The organism is uncultured Treponema sp. (assembly GCF_945873775.1).
Classification (GTDB): domain Bacteria; phylum Spirochaetota; class Spirochaetia; order Treponematales; family Treponemataceae; genus Treponema_D.
The window spans coordinates 19,397-36,075 of sequence record NZ_CAMCEC010000019.1; the positions used below are offsets into that span (position 1 = coordinate 19,397).

Below are 16,679 nucleotides of genomic sequence, written 5' to 3' on the forward strand. Positions count from 1 at the left end.
ATTATTCTATATACTATATCGGACAATTATGAAAAATACATTATCAACAAAAAGTCAAAATCCGCTGTTTAGCCTTATTAATTCCTGCACTGAATTTCACTCGGCAGCAATAAAGTGCGCAGATGCGAAGCCTGAAGAATTTCCGCTTCAAATCTCAGGGCTAAAGGGAAGTCTTCCAGCTTTTTTTATCAGACAGACTGAAGAAAGGTACAGACAAAACTGCATCCATGAAACTCAGTATGAAAATAAATTTTTCCAGTTTCAAAAAGATATTGTTATAATTGTTCCGACTCAAAAAGAAGCTGATGAATGCGAAACTGATTTAAATACAGTTTTTGAAGATTCCGTAGAAATTTTTAAGTTTCCTTGGTGGGGAACAATCCCGTACAGACCTGCGGCAAAAGGCTCGGCTGTTTTTGGGGAAAGAGCAGGAATCCTTGCAAAGCTCGCAGTAAAAAATCCATTTTCTGAAAAACCAAGAGTTTTCATAATAACGCAAAGGGCTTTTTTAACTCCAGTTCCGCCGGTTTCATACACAAAATCATTGGTTACAGTTTTAAAGAAAGGCCAGGAATTTGATCCTGAAAAACTAGCTGAAAAACTGGCAGAGCAGGGCTACCTTAGAGTTCCAAAAATCGGAATGAAAGGCGAGTTTGTTCTGCGCGGCGAAGTTCTTGAAATTTTTATGAGCGGAGAAAAATTTGCGCACCGAATTGTATTCGATTTTGATACCATAAGCCAAATAAAGCTTTTCGATCCAGAAACTCAGACTTCAAAGGAAAACATAGAGCATCTTGTAATTTATCCGCAAAAGGAAATTATTTGGACAGAAGAGCTTATTGAAAAACTAGAAAATGAATGGAAAAAAGAAGATGAAGCCGGCATAAAAAATGATTTTGCTATTTATGATAAGGTAAAAAAACAGAATTCAAACGAACGTTCATTTGAAAAAAGCAACACCACCAACAATTTACAAACTAACAAACAGTCGGATATTGATAAAAAAGAAACAGATTACAATACCAGTATTAACAACCGGTTGTTAGACAAAAAGAACATACACCTAGCCCTTACAGATGCTGCAAAACAAGAAAAAGATAGAATACTTGCAGAGCTCATTGAATTTAAGGAAACAGAAGGAGAAGAACTTTTTTACCCAATCCTATTTGACAAACTGTATTCAATTTTAGACTACTTAACAAACAATACAGATGTTTATTTCTTTGACTGGGATAGACTTTTGAATGCAGAAAAAATGCTCGAAAACGAATATACAGTGGCATACCGGCTTGCCCGCCAAAATCTTCCTGTGTTTTTGCCTGCAACCATGCAGCTTGACTTTTTCAATCTGGCAACCGAATGCAAAAAACTTGTTGCATTCAGAACATTGGATACACTGAGCAATTCAGAAGAAAATATTCAAGACAATTCCATTGCATTCAACACATCGCTAGAAATAAAATCAGAAGCGGGGCAAAGTTATTTTGGAAACATAAACTATCTAAAAGAGCAGCTGACATCATTCTTGAAGGAAAAGTACAATATTTTTGTTTTCGCCGACAACGGAAATCAGGCTTTAAGAATAAAAGAAATTATAAAGGAATTTTGTGATTCCGGAGTACAAGTTCTTCCGCAGGCTCTTACAGCCGGATTTATGATTTCAGATGAAAAGCTTCTTGTTATCCAAGAAAATGAAATTTTCGGACGCAAGAAAAACACGCCAAAGTCAATCAGGAAAGTAAATTCAAAGCCAATTGATACGTTTGTTGATCTGACTCCGGGAGACTACATTGTCCACGTAAATTATGGAATCGGACTTTTCAAGGGAATCGAGCGCGTAAAAGCAATGGGTACAGAACGCGACTACATAAAGCTTGAATATGCAGACGAGGAAATTGCTTTTGTTCCTATAGAGCAAGTGAATATGGTTCAGCGTTATATAGGAAGTGAAAATGAAAAACCAAGGCTCGACCGAATCGGCTCAAAAAGCTGGAGCGCAAGAAAAGCAAAAGTTCAGCAAAAAGTTGAAGAAATCGCCGAAAAACTGATAGATCTGTACTCCAAGCGACAAGCTTCACGCGGATTTCCATTTCCAAAGGATACAGAATGGAACGCAGCATTTGAAGCCGCATTTCCTTACGAAGATACGCCGGATCAGTTTTCAGCGACACAGGAAATTAAAGCGGACATGGAAAAGCCAGTTCCAATGGACCGTCTTGTATGCGGAGATGTCGGCTACGGAAAAACTGAAATTGCAATGCGCGCGGCATTCAAGGCAGTAATGGGCGGAAAACAAGTCGCATTCCTTGCGCCTACAACAATTCTTGCAGAACAGCATTTTGAAAACTGCCAGGAACGCTTTAGAAATTTTCCAGTTACAATCGCGCAACTTTCAAGATTTGTCTCTCCAGCGGAACAGAAAAAAACAATTTCAAAACTTGCAAGCGGTGAAATAGACATTCTTATAGGAACCCACCGAATTCTTCAGAAAGATGTCATTTTTAAAAATCTTGGACTGATGATAATTGACGAAGAGCAAAGATTCGGCGTAAAAGACAAGGAAAAACTCAAGACTTTAAAAACAAACATCGACTGCCTTGCAATGAGCGCAACACCAATTCCGCGGACGCTGCACATGAGTCTTCTAAAAATTCGGGATATGTCGCTTCTTACAACGCCGCCTCAAAACAGACAGCCAATCGAAACTGCAATCGAAGAATACAACGATGAAAAAGTCGCCCGCGCAATAAGAAATGAAGTTCAGCGGGGAGGACAAGTTTTCTACCTTCATAATAGAGTTGAAACTCTTGAAGAAACAAGGCTGAAACTTGAAAATCTTGTTCCCGAAATGCTAGTTGAAACCGCGCACGGAAAAATGACCAGCGAAGAACTTGACGACATTTTCAGAAGATTTAAAATGGGCGGATTTCATATTCTTGTGGCAACTACAATTATAGAAAACGGAATCGATATTCCAAACGTAAACACAATAATAATTGACCGTGCGGATATGTATGGAGTAAGCCAGCTTTATCAGTTGCGCGGACGTGTAGGGCGAAGCGACAGAAAAGCCTATGCATACCTTTTTTATCCGCAGAACAAAGCTTTAAGCGAAGTGGCAATGAAAAGGCTTCAAGTAATAAGCGATTTTACAGAACTGGGCTCCGGATTTAAAATTGCAATGAAAGACATGGAAATCCGCGGCGCAGGAAATCTTCTTGGAAAAGACCAAAGCGGCGAAGTCTACGCAGTCGGATTTGAAATGTACCTAACACTTTTAAATTCCGCGATAGAAAGACTTTCAAGCAGCGACTGGACAGCACCAGAAGAAGTTCTTCTTGAACTTGAATACACCGGATTTATTCCAGACACTTACATAAAAGACACACAGACAAAAATGGAGCTTTACAAAAAAATCGCATCTGTTCAAACGCAGGATTCTTTAAATTCAGTTTGGGAAGAGCTTTTTGACAGATTCGGGCCGATTCCAGATGAAGTAAGCAGCCTCTTAAGCCTTGCAAAAATCCGCATAATCTGCAATAAATTATCGATAAGCTCTTTAAAAGAAAAAAAAGGAATTGTTCAAGTTGAATTCAGCAAAATTTCAAAAGTCAACATTGACAAACTTCTCGGGCTGATAAAAACAAGCTCAGGACGCGTAAAACTAAATTCAGCAAAACCAAACCAAATTATCTTGCAAACTGAAGCAATTGACTTAAAAAGCAAAAGCGAATTCATAAAGGAAAAGCTTGAACAACTGATTTAAACACAGTTTTCTTCCATAAAAAGTGTAACTTTTAGAACATATATAACTGCTTATAATGCGCATTCTGTCTACTAAAATATTATTATTCTCTTTTTCTGTTTTTTTGTGTTATCAAACTTTTCCTCTAAAAAAATCAGGATGGGACTTCAAGAACTCTTCCTGCTCAATTTGCAGTTCTTTACGTTTATTTATGAGATCAATGTTTATTTTTGCAATTTGCGAATAAAGTTCTATAAATGAAACTGGAGCCTGTTCAGATTTACAAGAAGCTGACTTTACAAAATTCTTATTATCTTTTCTCCACATTTCTTCATCTTCAGCAGTCCAGCCATTTATTTCATTTTTGGCAAGCGTGTGAAGTTTTTCTACACATACAATTTCATACCATTTTTTTTCATAGAAGGATTCAATTGCCATACGGAAATTTTTATCACTGACTGGCAAAATCGCTTGATATTTGTCTTCCCCTATGGATTCAATTTTGGCAGCCGAATTTTTTTCAAGAAATTCCTTGCATTGCTCTGATTCAAAAAAAGCTTTCGCTGGCAAATAAAAACTGTACCTATAAATTCCTCCCCAAAGCCCTTGGCTCAAGGATTCACGCTTTCTCATATTCGTCACAGGAAAAATAAAAGCTTCTGTAATCTGCAAATTTGAAGGCAAAACTTTATTCATCTTCAAAATAAACTCAGAAGTTTCCATATTTTCATAAAGCAAACAAGATGCTGTTTCTTCAAAAGAAGGAATTCCAAGAGTCATTGCAGAAGCAAATTCCAAGCGCGGCAATGGATTAAAACCAGATGAAAATACAAAATTTAGCCCGGAACGCAAAACCGCTTTGTGAAAAATTTCAACTTGGGACAAGTAAGCTGTAAATTCCCCACCGTTTTTTCTTGTAAAATTAAAAACTACTCTATAAAGAATAGGAATATTGCATTCAGGCATCTGTAAAGGAGCTTTTAGTGTATTATTTTTTACACACTCTAATACAGGTTCTACAGTCTGTTTTGTAAACACTTCTATTTTTTCTTTTTGATTGCAAACTCCGCACTTATGGTTGCAGTCTGTACTGCATTTTTCAGTAAGTTTATGTTCAAGAGATTTTTGCCATTCTTTTTTATAGAAACCCTGCGCAGGACCAAGACTGACAGAATTCCAAGGTAAACTGTCTTCAGTCCAGTCATGAAAAATCCAGTTTCTGACATTAAAATCAGCTTCTTCAAAAGCTTCTTCCCACAAAGGAAAATCTTTTCGTAGATAATCATCCCAGGCATCAAACCGAACACCCTTTTTGTAAGCATTCAAGATAACTTTGCCCGCATTAAAATCGCCGCGGCTAAGAAGCCCTTCAAGAATAGTCGCATTGTAATTATGCCGTCCCATTTTGAATTTTCCACGTGGAAGGCTTTTGAATATATATTCAATTTTTGCCTCTGCGACTTCCGGCTTTATCTGCTTTACACGCTCATAAGGAGTATGCGGCTTGGGAATAAAAACTCCGACATTTACATTGCATTGAATTTTTGTTTTTGCCTGAAGCTCAAGAAGAAAATCAACAATAGCTTTTTCTTCACTGCCCTCAGCTCCTGGAGCACAATTTCTGTCTTCAAAATAATCGCCAAGAGGAAGCCCCACCATAAAATAAAATTTTGCGCTTGACCAGCCACGGTTCTTTGCTTCCTTTATAATTTCTTCAAGATGGCTTGCATAAACTTCCTTATTTAGACTTAGCTGCCACATTTCCTCTGGAGTTTCAACGGCAAATGTTAGACCGCTTTTTCTGATTTTCGAAAGTTTTTCAAGAATGTCAAGTGAAACTGCATTTACTTTTAACGATGGAAGCTGAAACGAAACATTGAAGCCTTTGTAACGCTCATTTAAAATGTCAAGCAAATTTGAAACTTCAGGAAAATCCGCGCTGCTCAAGGAATTAAGGCTGACTTCTCTGTAGCCGGCATCAAAAACTAAATGGTCTATTTCTTCTATTATTAAATTTTTGTTTTTTACGCGCATAGGCCGGTAATAAATTCCCGCATGGCAAAAACGGCAGCCATTTGGACATCCGCGCATAATTTCAACAACGCCATGATCTTGCACAGGCTTGCTAGACGGAAGAGGAAACCATCCAGAAACAGACGGAACAAGACCAAAATCAGCCTGCACTGCTCTTCTTGCAACTTTTTTTTCAAGATGCTTTTTTTTAGTCCAAATAAAATTTTTAGATTCTATAAATTCAAGCAATTCTTTTCTTGACACACCATTTTTTTTCAGCTTGGATAAATCTTCAACTAAATTAAAAAGCGCAGGCTCGGCTTCTCCAATAAAAAATGCGTCAAAAAAATCACTGAACGGAGCCGGATTTGTAACGCCGCATCCACCTGCAATAACAATTGGCTCATCTTCAGTTCTTTCGTTTGCAAGCAGATGAACTTTTCCAGAATCAAGCATTGCCAAAACTTCCGTTATTCCAAGCTCGTAGCCAATTGAAAAACCAATCATGTCTGTTTTAAATAACGGAATTCCAGTTTCAATTGTGTAAAGCGGCACATTATTTTCTTTTAAGAGATTTTCAAAATCAACATCTGGCGCAAAAACGCGTTCGCATCTCACATTCGGAAGAAGATTCAGACCGTTATAAATAATTTTTACAGCAAGATTTGACATTGCGATTTCATACAAATCAGGAAATGCAACTGCAAAATTAAAATATTCGTCCGAATCGGAATGCGGCTTTACAGTTATTCCGAATTCTCCGCCAACATAACGCGACGGCGACTGAACAGAATTCAACTTGGAACCAAAAATTTTCAGCGGAGCAATTAAATCAGAATTTTTCATAGAGTCGTTTTAAAATCAAGACGGCGTCTGTTAATGCTCATCAAAAGACCGATAGCAAGCATATTTGTCAAAAGAGCCGAACCGCCATAAGAAAGAAACGGAAGCGGAATTCCTGTGATTGGCATTATTCCCATGACCATTCCAACATTTACAATAAAGTGAAAAAAGAACATTCCAAGAATTCCTGAAGCAATGTAGCAACTATAAGAATTATTAGTCTGCCTTATTATATAAGTAATCCGCAGCAAGATTGCAAAAAATGCGCAGAACAAAACGATTCCGCCTGCAAATCCCATTTCTTCCGAAAAAATGCTGAATATAAAGTCGGTGCTTTGCTGAGGAAGAAAACGTAAATGGCTTTGCGAGCCTTGCATGAATCCGCGGCCAAAAAGAGTTCCAGCTCCAATTGCTGTTTTTGACTGAATTATATTCCAACCGGCTCCACGAGGATCGCTGTTCGGATCGATAAAAACAATAAGTCTTGCAATTTGATAAGGCTTTAAAACTTTTCCGCAAGCCCAGGAACCAGCAATAGCGCATGAAAAAATTCCAAAGAAATACGTAATCCAATAATAATATTTTTTCTTGAAAAACATATTTCCTAAAATTCCGATTATGCAAATTCCAAGGGAAGCTGAAAAAACAAGAATTCTAAGTTTCATGTTTGAAAGAACGTGAATGACAGGAACAGATTTCCGCAAAATTTCAGTTTCCCAAATCGGAAGAACCGCAAAAATAATGGTAAGCATTCCAGTCAGAAAAACAATCATAAGATAGCGGACAGGAACATCGGCCATAAAACACATAAAAAGAAAAATGGGCAGAAAAACACTTGCAGTTCCCAAGTCAGGCTGAAGAAGAATAAGTCCCATTGGAACCATCATTATGCAAATTGCAAGCACGAAACGTTTCATGGGCTTTTCCGCAGAAGACTTGTCAAGAAAACGCGCCAAACAAAGTATAAACGCAATTTTCATCAGCTCAGAAGGCTGAATTCCCAAATCCCCGATTCCAAGCCAGCTTCTAGCTCCATTAACATATCTTCCAAAAAACCTTGTGTATACAAGAATTGCCACCATAAAAATAAAAAAGTAATGGGAATACCGTTCCAATCTTCTATAGTCAAGCAAAGCCATTATAGTCATTACAGAAAATCCAATGCAAAACCAGATAATCTGCTTTATATATTCATTGGAAACAAGAACTCCTTCAGAATTTATTCCGGAAGAATAGATAAAAGCAATGCCTATAGTTATTAAAAACAAAACGCACAAAAGAAGAATATAATCAATTGAACTAAAAAATTTGATTTTCATTCGCGTCTTCCTCCGGCTGCTCTTTGTCTGTTCAGCAAATAACGGAATTTCAAGGCATCCACAGATTCTTCAAAAGTCTGATTATTGAAAATTCCCTGGATAATTATATTTGTTGCATAAGGAGCCCACCATTCCCAAGTGTTTACAGCTTCAACTAAAACCGCGACAACAACTTGATCTTCCGGCGGAGCATCAAAAGGAGCATAGGCAACCATCCAGGAATGCCAGTGATTTTTTCCAACGCCATTAACTTCGGCTGTTCCTGTTTTTCCCGCAATTTGAACAGAAGTATTGTGCATCGGATAAACTGCTGTTCCGTCTGAAATTGTGTATCTTAAATTTCTTTGTATTTCTTTCCAAACTTCAGGAGCTACAGTTGATTCATGCATTACTTCAGGCTTTATTTCTTGAATCGAATCATTGGAAGAATCACGAACTTCCTTAAGCAAATGAGGCTTGTAAATTTTTCCGCTATTGCAAACCATGGCCATCATATTTGCAACATGAAGCGGCGTTGCAAGAGTATACCCCTGCCCGATTGACATATTCATTGTATCGCCGCCAAGCCATTTTTCGTGGTAACGGCGTTCTTTCCATTGCGGCGTAGGAACAAAACCGTTGCTTTTAGCAGGCAAATCAATTCCGAGGCTTTGTCCAAAACCAAATTCCTTGGAATAACTTGCAATTCGCTCAACTCCAAGATGATCTGTTCCTATAACCCAGAAATAAACATCACAGCTCTGGGCAAGCGCATTTTTTAAATCAAGCCAGCCATGGCCGGGAAGCCCGATATGGCAACGGAAAACTCGGTCTCCATAAGTAATTCTACCGGGACATTCTATTTTCTTTTCCGCAGGGAAAACCTTTTCCGAAAGAACCGCAGTGCTCATAATGATTTTAAAAGTTGAAGCTGGCGGATATTCCGCATTTACAACTCTGTTCAACATTGGCTTGTTTTTATCCGCCGCAAGTTTTGCATATTGAGCAGAAGCATCATCTTTTGAAAATATATTTGCATCAAAATACGGATATGAAACCATGGCAAGAATTTCCCCGGAAGCTGGCTTTAGAACAACCGCAGCCCCTACCCGCTCTCCAAGCGCTTTTTCTGCCAAAGTTTGAATTTCGCTGTCAATTGTAAGAACAAGATTTTTTCCGCTTACAGGCGGAACTACGACAGGATCTTCATTTAAAATTCGCCCATAGACATCAACAGTGCGGCTTATGCTTCCCTCTTTTCCCTGAAGCAAACTGTCGTACTGCCTTTCAATTCCTGTTTTTCCAATGATTGAATTTGAAGTATAGCCTTTGTTGTACATCAGCTTAAGCTCTTCATTCGTAATATCGCCAACGTATCCTAAAACATGGCTCATAGAACCAGTTTCCGCATAATAGCGGACAGGCTTGTTTCTCCAGGAAACTCCAGGCAAATCGGTCAGATTTTCCGCAATATTTGAAATATTTTCAAAGGGAACATTCGTTTTTATTTCAACAGGCGAAAAACTTTTTCTAAGACGCGGCGGAATTTTTGTGTCAATGTTCGCTTTTGAAATTCCTAAAAATTTTGCGAGCTTTGTTGCAACGGTATCAAAATATCCCTGAGGAATTTCACCAGGAATCAAATCGACAGCAAAAGAATCCGTATTAATAACCATCGGAAGCTTTGCTTTTCTGTCAAAAATTTCTCCACGCTGAGCCGCAATCGTCGTTATAGTTCTTGAAATTCGAACAGAGCGTGTTTGATACTGCGCGCCTTCCAAAATCTGAAGACTAAAAAGTTTCAGCGCATAAACAGCAAAAAAAACAGAAATAAGTCCTAGCAAAAATGAAGCTTTGTAATTTTTTTTAAGCGAGCCGCTTTTGTTTTTTGAATCTTCAAAAGCTGAATCAAAACGATTTTTTCCGCTCATTGAAAAATATTCTCCGGTTTTAAAATAACGCTATTTCTAAACAATCGTAAAAATTTAAAAACAAACGGACTTAAAAATCCATTCAGTAAAATTTCAAATAAAAAACTGAAAGAAAAAATTTTATACGAAGCGACAATAAGAGGAAAAAACACGGAAATAAGATAAACAAAAAGAACTTTCAATATCGTAGCGCAAATTCCAAGAAAAAGCGGAACAAAAAATCCTTCTGTATTCAAGGACTTATTGAAAATTCCGCCCAAGTAGCCAAGCACAGATCTAAGAAGGCAGTTCAATCCAAGCGGACAAGCGCTCAAAAAATCCAAAAACAAGCCTGAAACAAAACCTGTAGTTTCCCCGATTATTTTTCCGTTATTTATAGAAAAAAACAAAACGCAAATCAAAGACAAGTCTGGCAAAGCCGGAAGAAAAACAATATTCGAAAGAACTGCGGCTTCAAAAACAGAAACAAAAAGCAGAATGGCAGAACTTGAAAAAAAAGCTCGTAACATTTTTTCTCCAAACAATAAAGCTAATTTTTTGCAAGCGGCGGCTTGTCATTTAAATTTTTTTGGTCAACGACAAGCACATTTTCCAAGCGCAAAAAATCTATTACAGGCTCAAGCTCAATGCTAAGCGACGAATCGTAATCAAGAATTTTGATTTTTGAAATGCGGCCAATCGGAATATCTTTGACATAATTGCCATTTTCACCGCTAGTAACAACAATATCGCCATGATTCAAACTGTCAAAAACTCGTTTTCGTATATACTGAAGATTCAACGGGCTTCCATAAGAACCGTTTCCAGAAACAATTCCAATATCACGTGTGTTTTGAACCCGAGCGGAAATATTGCATTTTGTGTCATAAACAGGCATTACAAGACTTGTATCAAGACCAGCTGTAACGACCTTGCCTACAACACCGACATTTCCACTTTGAATCGCAATAACAGGAAAGCCTTTTTTTATTCCGCTTCTAGCGCCTTTATTTATTGTAATTCCCGAATAAAGATTGTCTGGATCACGCCCGATTATCTGGGCAGGAATATTTTTATATTCAATTTCAGAGGCAAACTGAAGCTGTTCACGCAGACGTTCATTTTCTTTTCTGATTTCGACATTGTTGCGCTGCATGAATTCGTAGTCTTTCAGTTTTTCCGAAAGCTCTTTGTATTCTTTTTGAAGAACCGCAATATCCCTTATTGACGTAACAACTCCAGTTACAGCACTTATTGCGGAACTGCTTCCTTTCTGAATTAAAGAAACTACCGAAAAACCAACTTTATTAAAATTAACAACAAATCCGCCGCCAGAAAAACCTAAAAGCACTCCGCTGAAAACAACAAGAAATGCCAAAAGAATTTCCGCAGTTTTTATGCGGATAGAAGCTTTAAATTTTCCCGCCATGAGCAAACAACCCGATGTTTTTTAGTCATTCAGATTTTCATAAATTGAACGACGAGTAGACATATCCTTGAACAGTTCAAATGCTTCACCTGCGCCTTTTGCAACACATTCAAGAGGCTTTTCTACAAGGAACACAGGAACACCTGTTTCTTTTTTTATCAAATCTTTCAAGCCTTTTAGCATTGAGCCGCCGCCAGACATAACAATTCCGCGCTCAACAATATCAGCTGCAAGCTCAGGAGGAGTACGGCCCAAAGTTTTCTTTATTTCTTCAATGATTTTTGAAACCGGTTCTTTCAAAGCTTCGCGGACTTCTACAGAATCAACTTCAAGACGGCGTGGAAGACCAGTAATCGCATCTCCACCGCGGATTTCCATTTTTCTAATTTTGTCATCATCAATATTTTTTTCAGCAATTGCGTTTCCAATTTCAATTTTAAGACGTTCCGCAGTCTGCTGTCCAATAATCAAGTTATGAACAGAACGAATATGCTTTATAATCGCCTCATCAAAAGCATTTCCTCCGATTCTGATTGAACTTGTAACAACCATTCCGCCCAAAGAAATAACTGAAACTTCTGTAGTTCCGCCGCCAATATCGCAAACCATGTGCCCGGCCGGCTCATAAATCGGAATTTCAGCGCCAATAGCAGCGGCAAGACTTTCCTCAATCAGTTTTACTTCTTTTGCTCCAGCCTTCAAAGCAGCAGCCATTACCGCATCCTGCTGAACCTGAGTAATGCAAGAAGGAATTCCAATTTTCATTCTTATGGATTTAAAAAGATTATGACGCGGAATTACTTTTGAAATAAAATACTTAAGCATTTTTTCAGTTGAATCGCTGTCAGAAATAACGCCGTCCGCCAAAGGTCTTATAGCGACAATGTTTCCAGGTGTTTTCCAAAGCATTCTTTTTGCCTCAACACCAACGGCTTCAATTCTTCCAGTTCCCTTTTCAACTGCCACAACTGAAGGCTCGTCAATAACAATTCCCTGTCCGCGGACATAAATCAATGTATTGCAAGTCCCCAAATCAATTCCTATATCAGTTGTAAAATTATCAAGAAAGCTCATTTTTCCTCCTCCAAGCTTTTCTGTAAAATTCAAATTTTTATAGCTCTGACATTTTTTTCAGCGCGCCTTTGTGGTTGAACTGAATTTTCAGGCATTTGCGCCATTCAGACCGAGCTTTTATATTATCGCCTTTTTTCTCATATAATACACCAAGTCCGTAATGCGCGTCAGCAGAATTTTGATTTTTTTCAAGAATTGAATTAAATTCTTTTTCCGCATCCGAAAAATTACCTTCACTTGTATATATCTGCCCAAGAAGAATATGGCTGTCGTCCAAAAGCTCTTCATTCTGGCTTGTTTCCATAACGCGGACAAGATACTGCTTTGCAACAGATTCCTGGCCATTATTACAATACTGCTTTGCAATGTTGAACAAAAGCGTGTCAGTTTCACGAACAAGAAGCGCCTCTGTAAATGCGGCAATGCTTTCGTCAGTTTCGCCAAGAGACGCATAGCTCAATCCAAGCAAAAGCGGAATATCAGCCGATTTATATCCATTTGAAACTGCAAGCGAAAGATATTTTACAACCAAGTCAGCGTAGTAATGGTAAGCTGAAACTTTGTTCTTGTAAAAATACGCGCGCCCCAGCATATATTGAATCTGCGGAAGTGTATCTTTTTTGCATCCATGCATCGCTTTTCTAAGGCTGAAAATAGATTTGTCCAAAAGTTCCTGCGACTTTATATTGTCAGTTTCTGATTCCGCAAGCATAAAAGAACTGTAGCCTAAAAAAGCAAGAGCGGCATTATGATAAGGATTTTCATCAAGAATTTTTGAAGCGGAACTATAAACAGATTTATAGCCTTCTTCCGTGTGAAGCGACCAGTTTTTGTACATCGAATCAACTGAATCAAGCTTAAAAATTTTATTTCCGATAAACTTTATAAAAATAAAAGAAAATAGCGTTACAGAAACAATTGCAAGAGACGCGATTATAAACTTAATAACAAAGGTTTTCCTTTTATGATAGAATAAGTCTAAACCGTATCTAGCTTTCATTTTCCCCACCCGAAAAATGCAATAAACAAAATAAAGTCTGCTTTCAGAAAAACTGATGCAAACAAAAATAAAAAGGATATGATAAGCCGGGTTCTGGAACGTCTTATTGAAAAACGTGTTGACCATCTATCTGCAATGCCAGTTGCCCGGCACTTCCAGCAATCTACCCGCAGCATAAGGCCGGAAAACCAAACTGCTATATGATTTTGCTCCTGATGAGGTTTACTTATGCCGTTTCTGTTGCCAAAAACGCGGTAGGCTCTTACCCTGCCTTTTCACCCTTACCCATTACAGGCGGTAATTTTCTGTAGCACTTTCTGTCGGTAAAGAAACTTTACTGAAAACCAGCAGTTTTTCTTTTCCGCCCGGTTATTGCCCGGCATCTTTTCCGGAGGAGCCCGGACTTTACCTCACTAAAAAGAAATCATCATCTCATTTAGCGCGGTCAACATATCCTTATTTTTTAATTCTCATAATCAAGGGATTTGATAGAAGAATCTGAATCTTCTGAATCGTCGCCCTCAATATCAATAAGATCCTCATCTTCAAGAAGATCTTCATCCAAATCATCAGCTGAAACATCATCATGGATAGAAACATAGTTTTCATCCAAATCAGCGGCTTCTTCATAGAAAAGAATTCTGCTGCAATAAGGACAGAAAAGTATTTTTTCTCCATGGTGAACTTCATTTGCAAACTGCGCAGGCAAAATCATGTGGCAACCATCGCAAACTTTTCCTTTTACAGCAACAATTCCCTTGCGGTTTCTTTTTATGATTCTCTGAAACTTCATAATTGTTTCTGAATCGATGCCTTCTGACATTTCTGCTTCTTTTGCTTTTAACGCCTCAAGTTTTTCATTGCAAGCGGCAATTTCCTTGTCAAGATTTTCGCGGGCTTCGTTTACATCTTTTTCTGTTGAAGCAATCAAATCTTCTTCGCTTTTAAGCAAATCGTTAAGCTCAGCCATGCTTTTTTCTTCACGCTGAAGCTCTTTTCTTTTCGAGTCTTCCAAAGCCTGCGCTTCTGAAATCTGTTTTTCAAGAATTTCATATTCACGGTGTGTGGAAATTGCATCCATTCCCTTTTCGCCTTCTTCACGCTTTCTCTGGGCTTCATCAAGCTCAACTCTTAAACGGGCGACAATATCCTTTTTTTCTTCGTAAAGCTTATTTTTTTCGATATACTCTCTCTTGAAACGGTCAAGGCTTTCCGTGCTGCCATCAAGAGTTTTCGGCAATTCCTCGACTTTCGCTTCAATTTCATATTTTTCAGCAAGCACGTCCTGCAAGCTTTTTAATCTTTCCAATTCTTCTGTCATTTGCATAGATGGCAACCTCTTGTAAATTCTATATATAGGTGCAATATTTTACACAATTTCGGCTTTTATGTCTACACGATTTCTCTTAAGAATCAATGTAGTCCCTAAGACCGCTTGAACGGCGCGGATGTCTAAGCCTTCTTAAAGCCTTTGCTTCAATCTGGCGGATTCTTTCCCTTGTTACATTGAAATAAAGTCCAACTTCTTCAAGTGTAAGAGAATATCCATCATCAAGTCCGAATCTCATCTTCAAAACTTCCTGCTCACGCTGCGGCAACGTGCTTAAAACAGAACGAAGCTGCTCCTGAAGCAATGTATACGCAGTCTGGTTAGCCGGATTTTCAATTTCCTTGTCTTCAATAAAATCTCCCAAAGATGAATCTTCTTCCTCGCCAATCGGAGTTTCAAGGGAAATCGGCTCTCTAGCAACATTTTTCACTTGCTTTACACGCGCAAGAGGCCATGAAAGCTGCGCTGCGATTTCTTCATCAGTCGGTTCTCTTCCATATTTTTGCATAAGCTGACGGCTTTCACGGACAACTTTATTTATCTGCTCAATCATGTGAACAGGAACACGGATTGTTCTTGCCTGGTCAGAAATTGATCTTGTAATCGCCTGGCGAATCCACCAAGTCGCATAAGTTGAAAATTTATAGCCTTTGCGGTATTCAAATTTTTCAACAGCCTTTATAAGACCGATATTTCCTTCCTGAATCAAGTCAAAAAGCTGAAGTCCGCGGTTTGTATATTTTTTTGCAATCGAAACAACGAGACGAAGGTTTGCATTTATAAGGCGGTTTTTCGCCTGCTCAAGCTGCAGTCTTCCGCGCTCGATTTCTTTCTTCATTTCAAGAATTTCATCAACGGAATTTTCAAAGTCGTACTCAAGCTCGCGGAGTTTTCTGTCAATTTTCTGAATTTCAGTGTAGTCCGAACGGATTTCATCAGCAGACATCGCAAGCTCTTTTTCAAGTTTTGCGGATTCAGTTCTGATTGCAAGGCGGCGGCCAATTGAACGAAGCCCGACAGCATCCGTAATCCGCAGTTTTTTCATGCGGCGCTCTTGAATCAAATGGTACTCGTCAATTTTCTTTGAAGCCGTGATAAATTTTGCGCTGAAAGTTTCAATTTCTTCAGTCTGAAGATCTGCATTCAAAAGAGACTCTTTTATAAAATCTCTTACGCGCTTTAAATTTTCATCAGAAAAAATATTTATCGTAGGATCTTCGGAATGAAGCTGTTTTTTCAACGCCATGTATTCAGCCATTTGCTCGCGGATCGGCTTCACATATTCAACATAGCAGCTTCTCAAGCGGCGGCGTTCAGCCATAAGCTCGTTAATTTCTTTTCTGGCTTTTCCAGGCTCATGCGGATCTATTTTTTTATAAATTGTGTGGCAAATCTGATAAAATTCAGGAATAATCATGCCGGAATTTCTTATGACATTTTTTATTATGTTCTGGCCGTCTTCCATTTGCTTTGAAAGAATAACTTCCTGCTCTGCCGTAAGAAGATTTTCCTTTCCAATTTCGCGCAGATAAAGCCTGATCGGATCGTCAATTCCAGATTCTTTGTCATTTGAAACAAGGCGGTGTTTTTCATCAAATTTAGAATCATCTTCAGAATCAGAAAGCGAATCCTCGTCGTCCTCATCCTCATCTTCTTCATCATCCAGAAGATTATCCTCTTCCATAACCTGAATATTGTTTTTTGTAAGAAGCTGAAGGACTTCCTCCATCTTTGGAGAATTCACAAATTCTGGAGTTAAAATCTCGGTGATTTCGTCCCATGAAATAATCTGCTTGCTGCACGCATAATCCAAAAGCTTTTTTACATTCGGATCAAGAACTTCCTCTGAATCCTGCTCAGAATCCGAAGTCTCTTCCTCATCTTCTGAATTTTCTTCCTGAACAGATTCATTTTCTTCTGATTCATCAAATTCGGACAAATCATCATTCTTTTTGCTTTTTTCAGATTTTGATTCAAGCGATTTTTTTTCTTTTTTAACTGACTCAGATTTTTTTTCAGGTGACTTTCTAGCCATTG

The 16,679-nt window shown here is 38.3% G+C and carries 10 protein-coding genes and 1 other RNA gene; 1 reads left to right on the plus strand and 10 read right to left on the minus strand.

Translation table 11 applies throughout. The features are described from left to right. Nucleotides 1–28: 28 nt before the first annotated feature. Nucleotides 29–3,766 carry a transcription-repair coupling factor gene (mfd, locus tag Q0N70_RS09235; RefSeq protein WP_294016045.1) on the plus strand — a complete coding sequence of 1,246 codons (3,738 nt, stop codon included), beginning with the start codon at nt 29–31 and terminating at the stop codon, nt 3,764–3,766. A gap of 111 nt (nt 3,767–3,877) precedes the next feature. Here mfd and Q0N70_RS09240 read toward each other — a convergent pair whose 3' ends face one another. The 10 genes from Q0N70_RS09240 to rpoD form a co-directional block, all read right to left on the minus strand. Then, nucleotides 3,878–6,604 (minus strand): DUF2344 domain-containing protein, encoded by a 2,727-nt coding sequence (locus Q0N70_RS09240; RefSeq protein ID WP_294016046.1) that lies wholly within the window; start codon nt 6,602–6,604, stop codon nt 3,878–3,880. Beyond that, the gene (gene rodA / locus Q0N70_RS09245) at nt 6,601–7,920 is read right to left on the minus strand and encodes a rod shape-determining protein RodA (RefSeq protein WP_294016047.1); all 1,320 of its coding nucleotides are present in this window, start codon (nt 7,918–7,920) and stop codon (nt 6,601–6,603) included. Before rodA ends, Q0N70_RS09240 begins: the two co-directional genes overlap by 4 nt. Continuing rightward, on the minus strand, nt 7,917–9,830 hold the full coding sequence (gene mrdA, locus Q0N70_RS09250; RefSeq protein ID WP_294016048.1) for a penicillin-binding protein 2: 1,914 nt from the start codon (nt 9,828–9,830) through the stop codon (nt 7,917–7,919). The genes rodA and mrdA overlap by 4 nt, the downstream gene beginning before the upstream one ends. Next, nucleotides 9,827–10,339 carry a rod shape-determining protein MreD gene (gene mreD, locus Q0N70_RS09255; protein ID WP_294016049.1) on the minus strand — a complete coding sequence of 171 codons (513 nt, stop codon included), beginning with the start codon at nt 10,337–10,339 and terminating at the stop codon, nt 9,827–9,829. The genes mrdA and mreD overlap by 4 nt, the downstream gene beginning before the upstream one ends. Before the next feature lie 20 nt (nt 10,340–10,359). After that, the gene (gene mreC, locus Q0N70_RS09260; RefSeq protein ID WP_294016050.1) at nt 10,360–11,238 is read right to left on the minus strand and encodes a rod shape-determining protein MreC; all 879 of its coding nucleotides are present in this window, start codon (nt 11,236–11,238) and stop codon (nt 10,360–10,362) included. A gap of 21 nt (nt 11,239–11,259) precedes the next feature. Beyond that, the gene (locus tag Q0N70_RS09265) at nt 11,260–12,312 is read right to left on the minus strand and encodes a rod shape-determining protein (protein WP_294016051.1); all 1,053 of its coding nucleotides are present in this window, start codon (nt 12,310–12,312) and stop codon (nt 11,260–11,262) included. Nucleotides 12,313–12,349: 37 nt separating this feature from the next. Further along, nucleotides 12,350–13,312 (minus strand): tetratricopeptide repeat protein, encoded by a 963-nt coding sequence (locus Q0N70_RS09270; RefSeq protein ID WP_294016052.1) that lies wholly within the window; start codon nt 13,310–13,312, stop codon nt 12,350–12,352. A gap of 66 nt (nt 13,313–13,378) precedes the next feature. Further along, nucleotides 13,379–13,772, minus strand: an RNA gene (gene rnpB, locus Q0N70_RS09275) — RNase P RNA component class A. A 3-nt stretch (nt 13,773–13,775) separates the two neighbouring features. After that, nucleotides 13,776–14,639, minus strand: coding sequence for a C4-type zinc ribbon domain-containing protein (locus tag Q0N70_RS09280; RefSeq protein WP_294016053.1), 864 nt, complete (start codon nt 14,637–14,639; stop codon nt 13,776–13,778). Nucleotides 14,640–14,718: 79 nt separating this feature from the next. Next, a complete protein-coding gene (rpoD, locus tag Q0N70_RS09285; RefSeq protein ID WP_294016054.1) occupies nt 14,719–16,677 on the minus strand; it encodes an RNA polymerase sigma factor RpoD in 1,959 nt (652 codons plus the stop codon). Between the last annotated feature and the right edge of the window lie 2 nt (nt 16,678–16,679).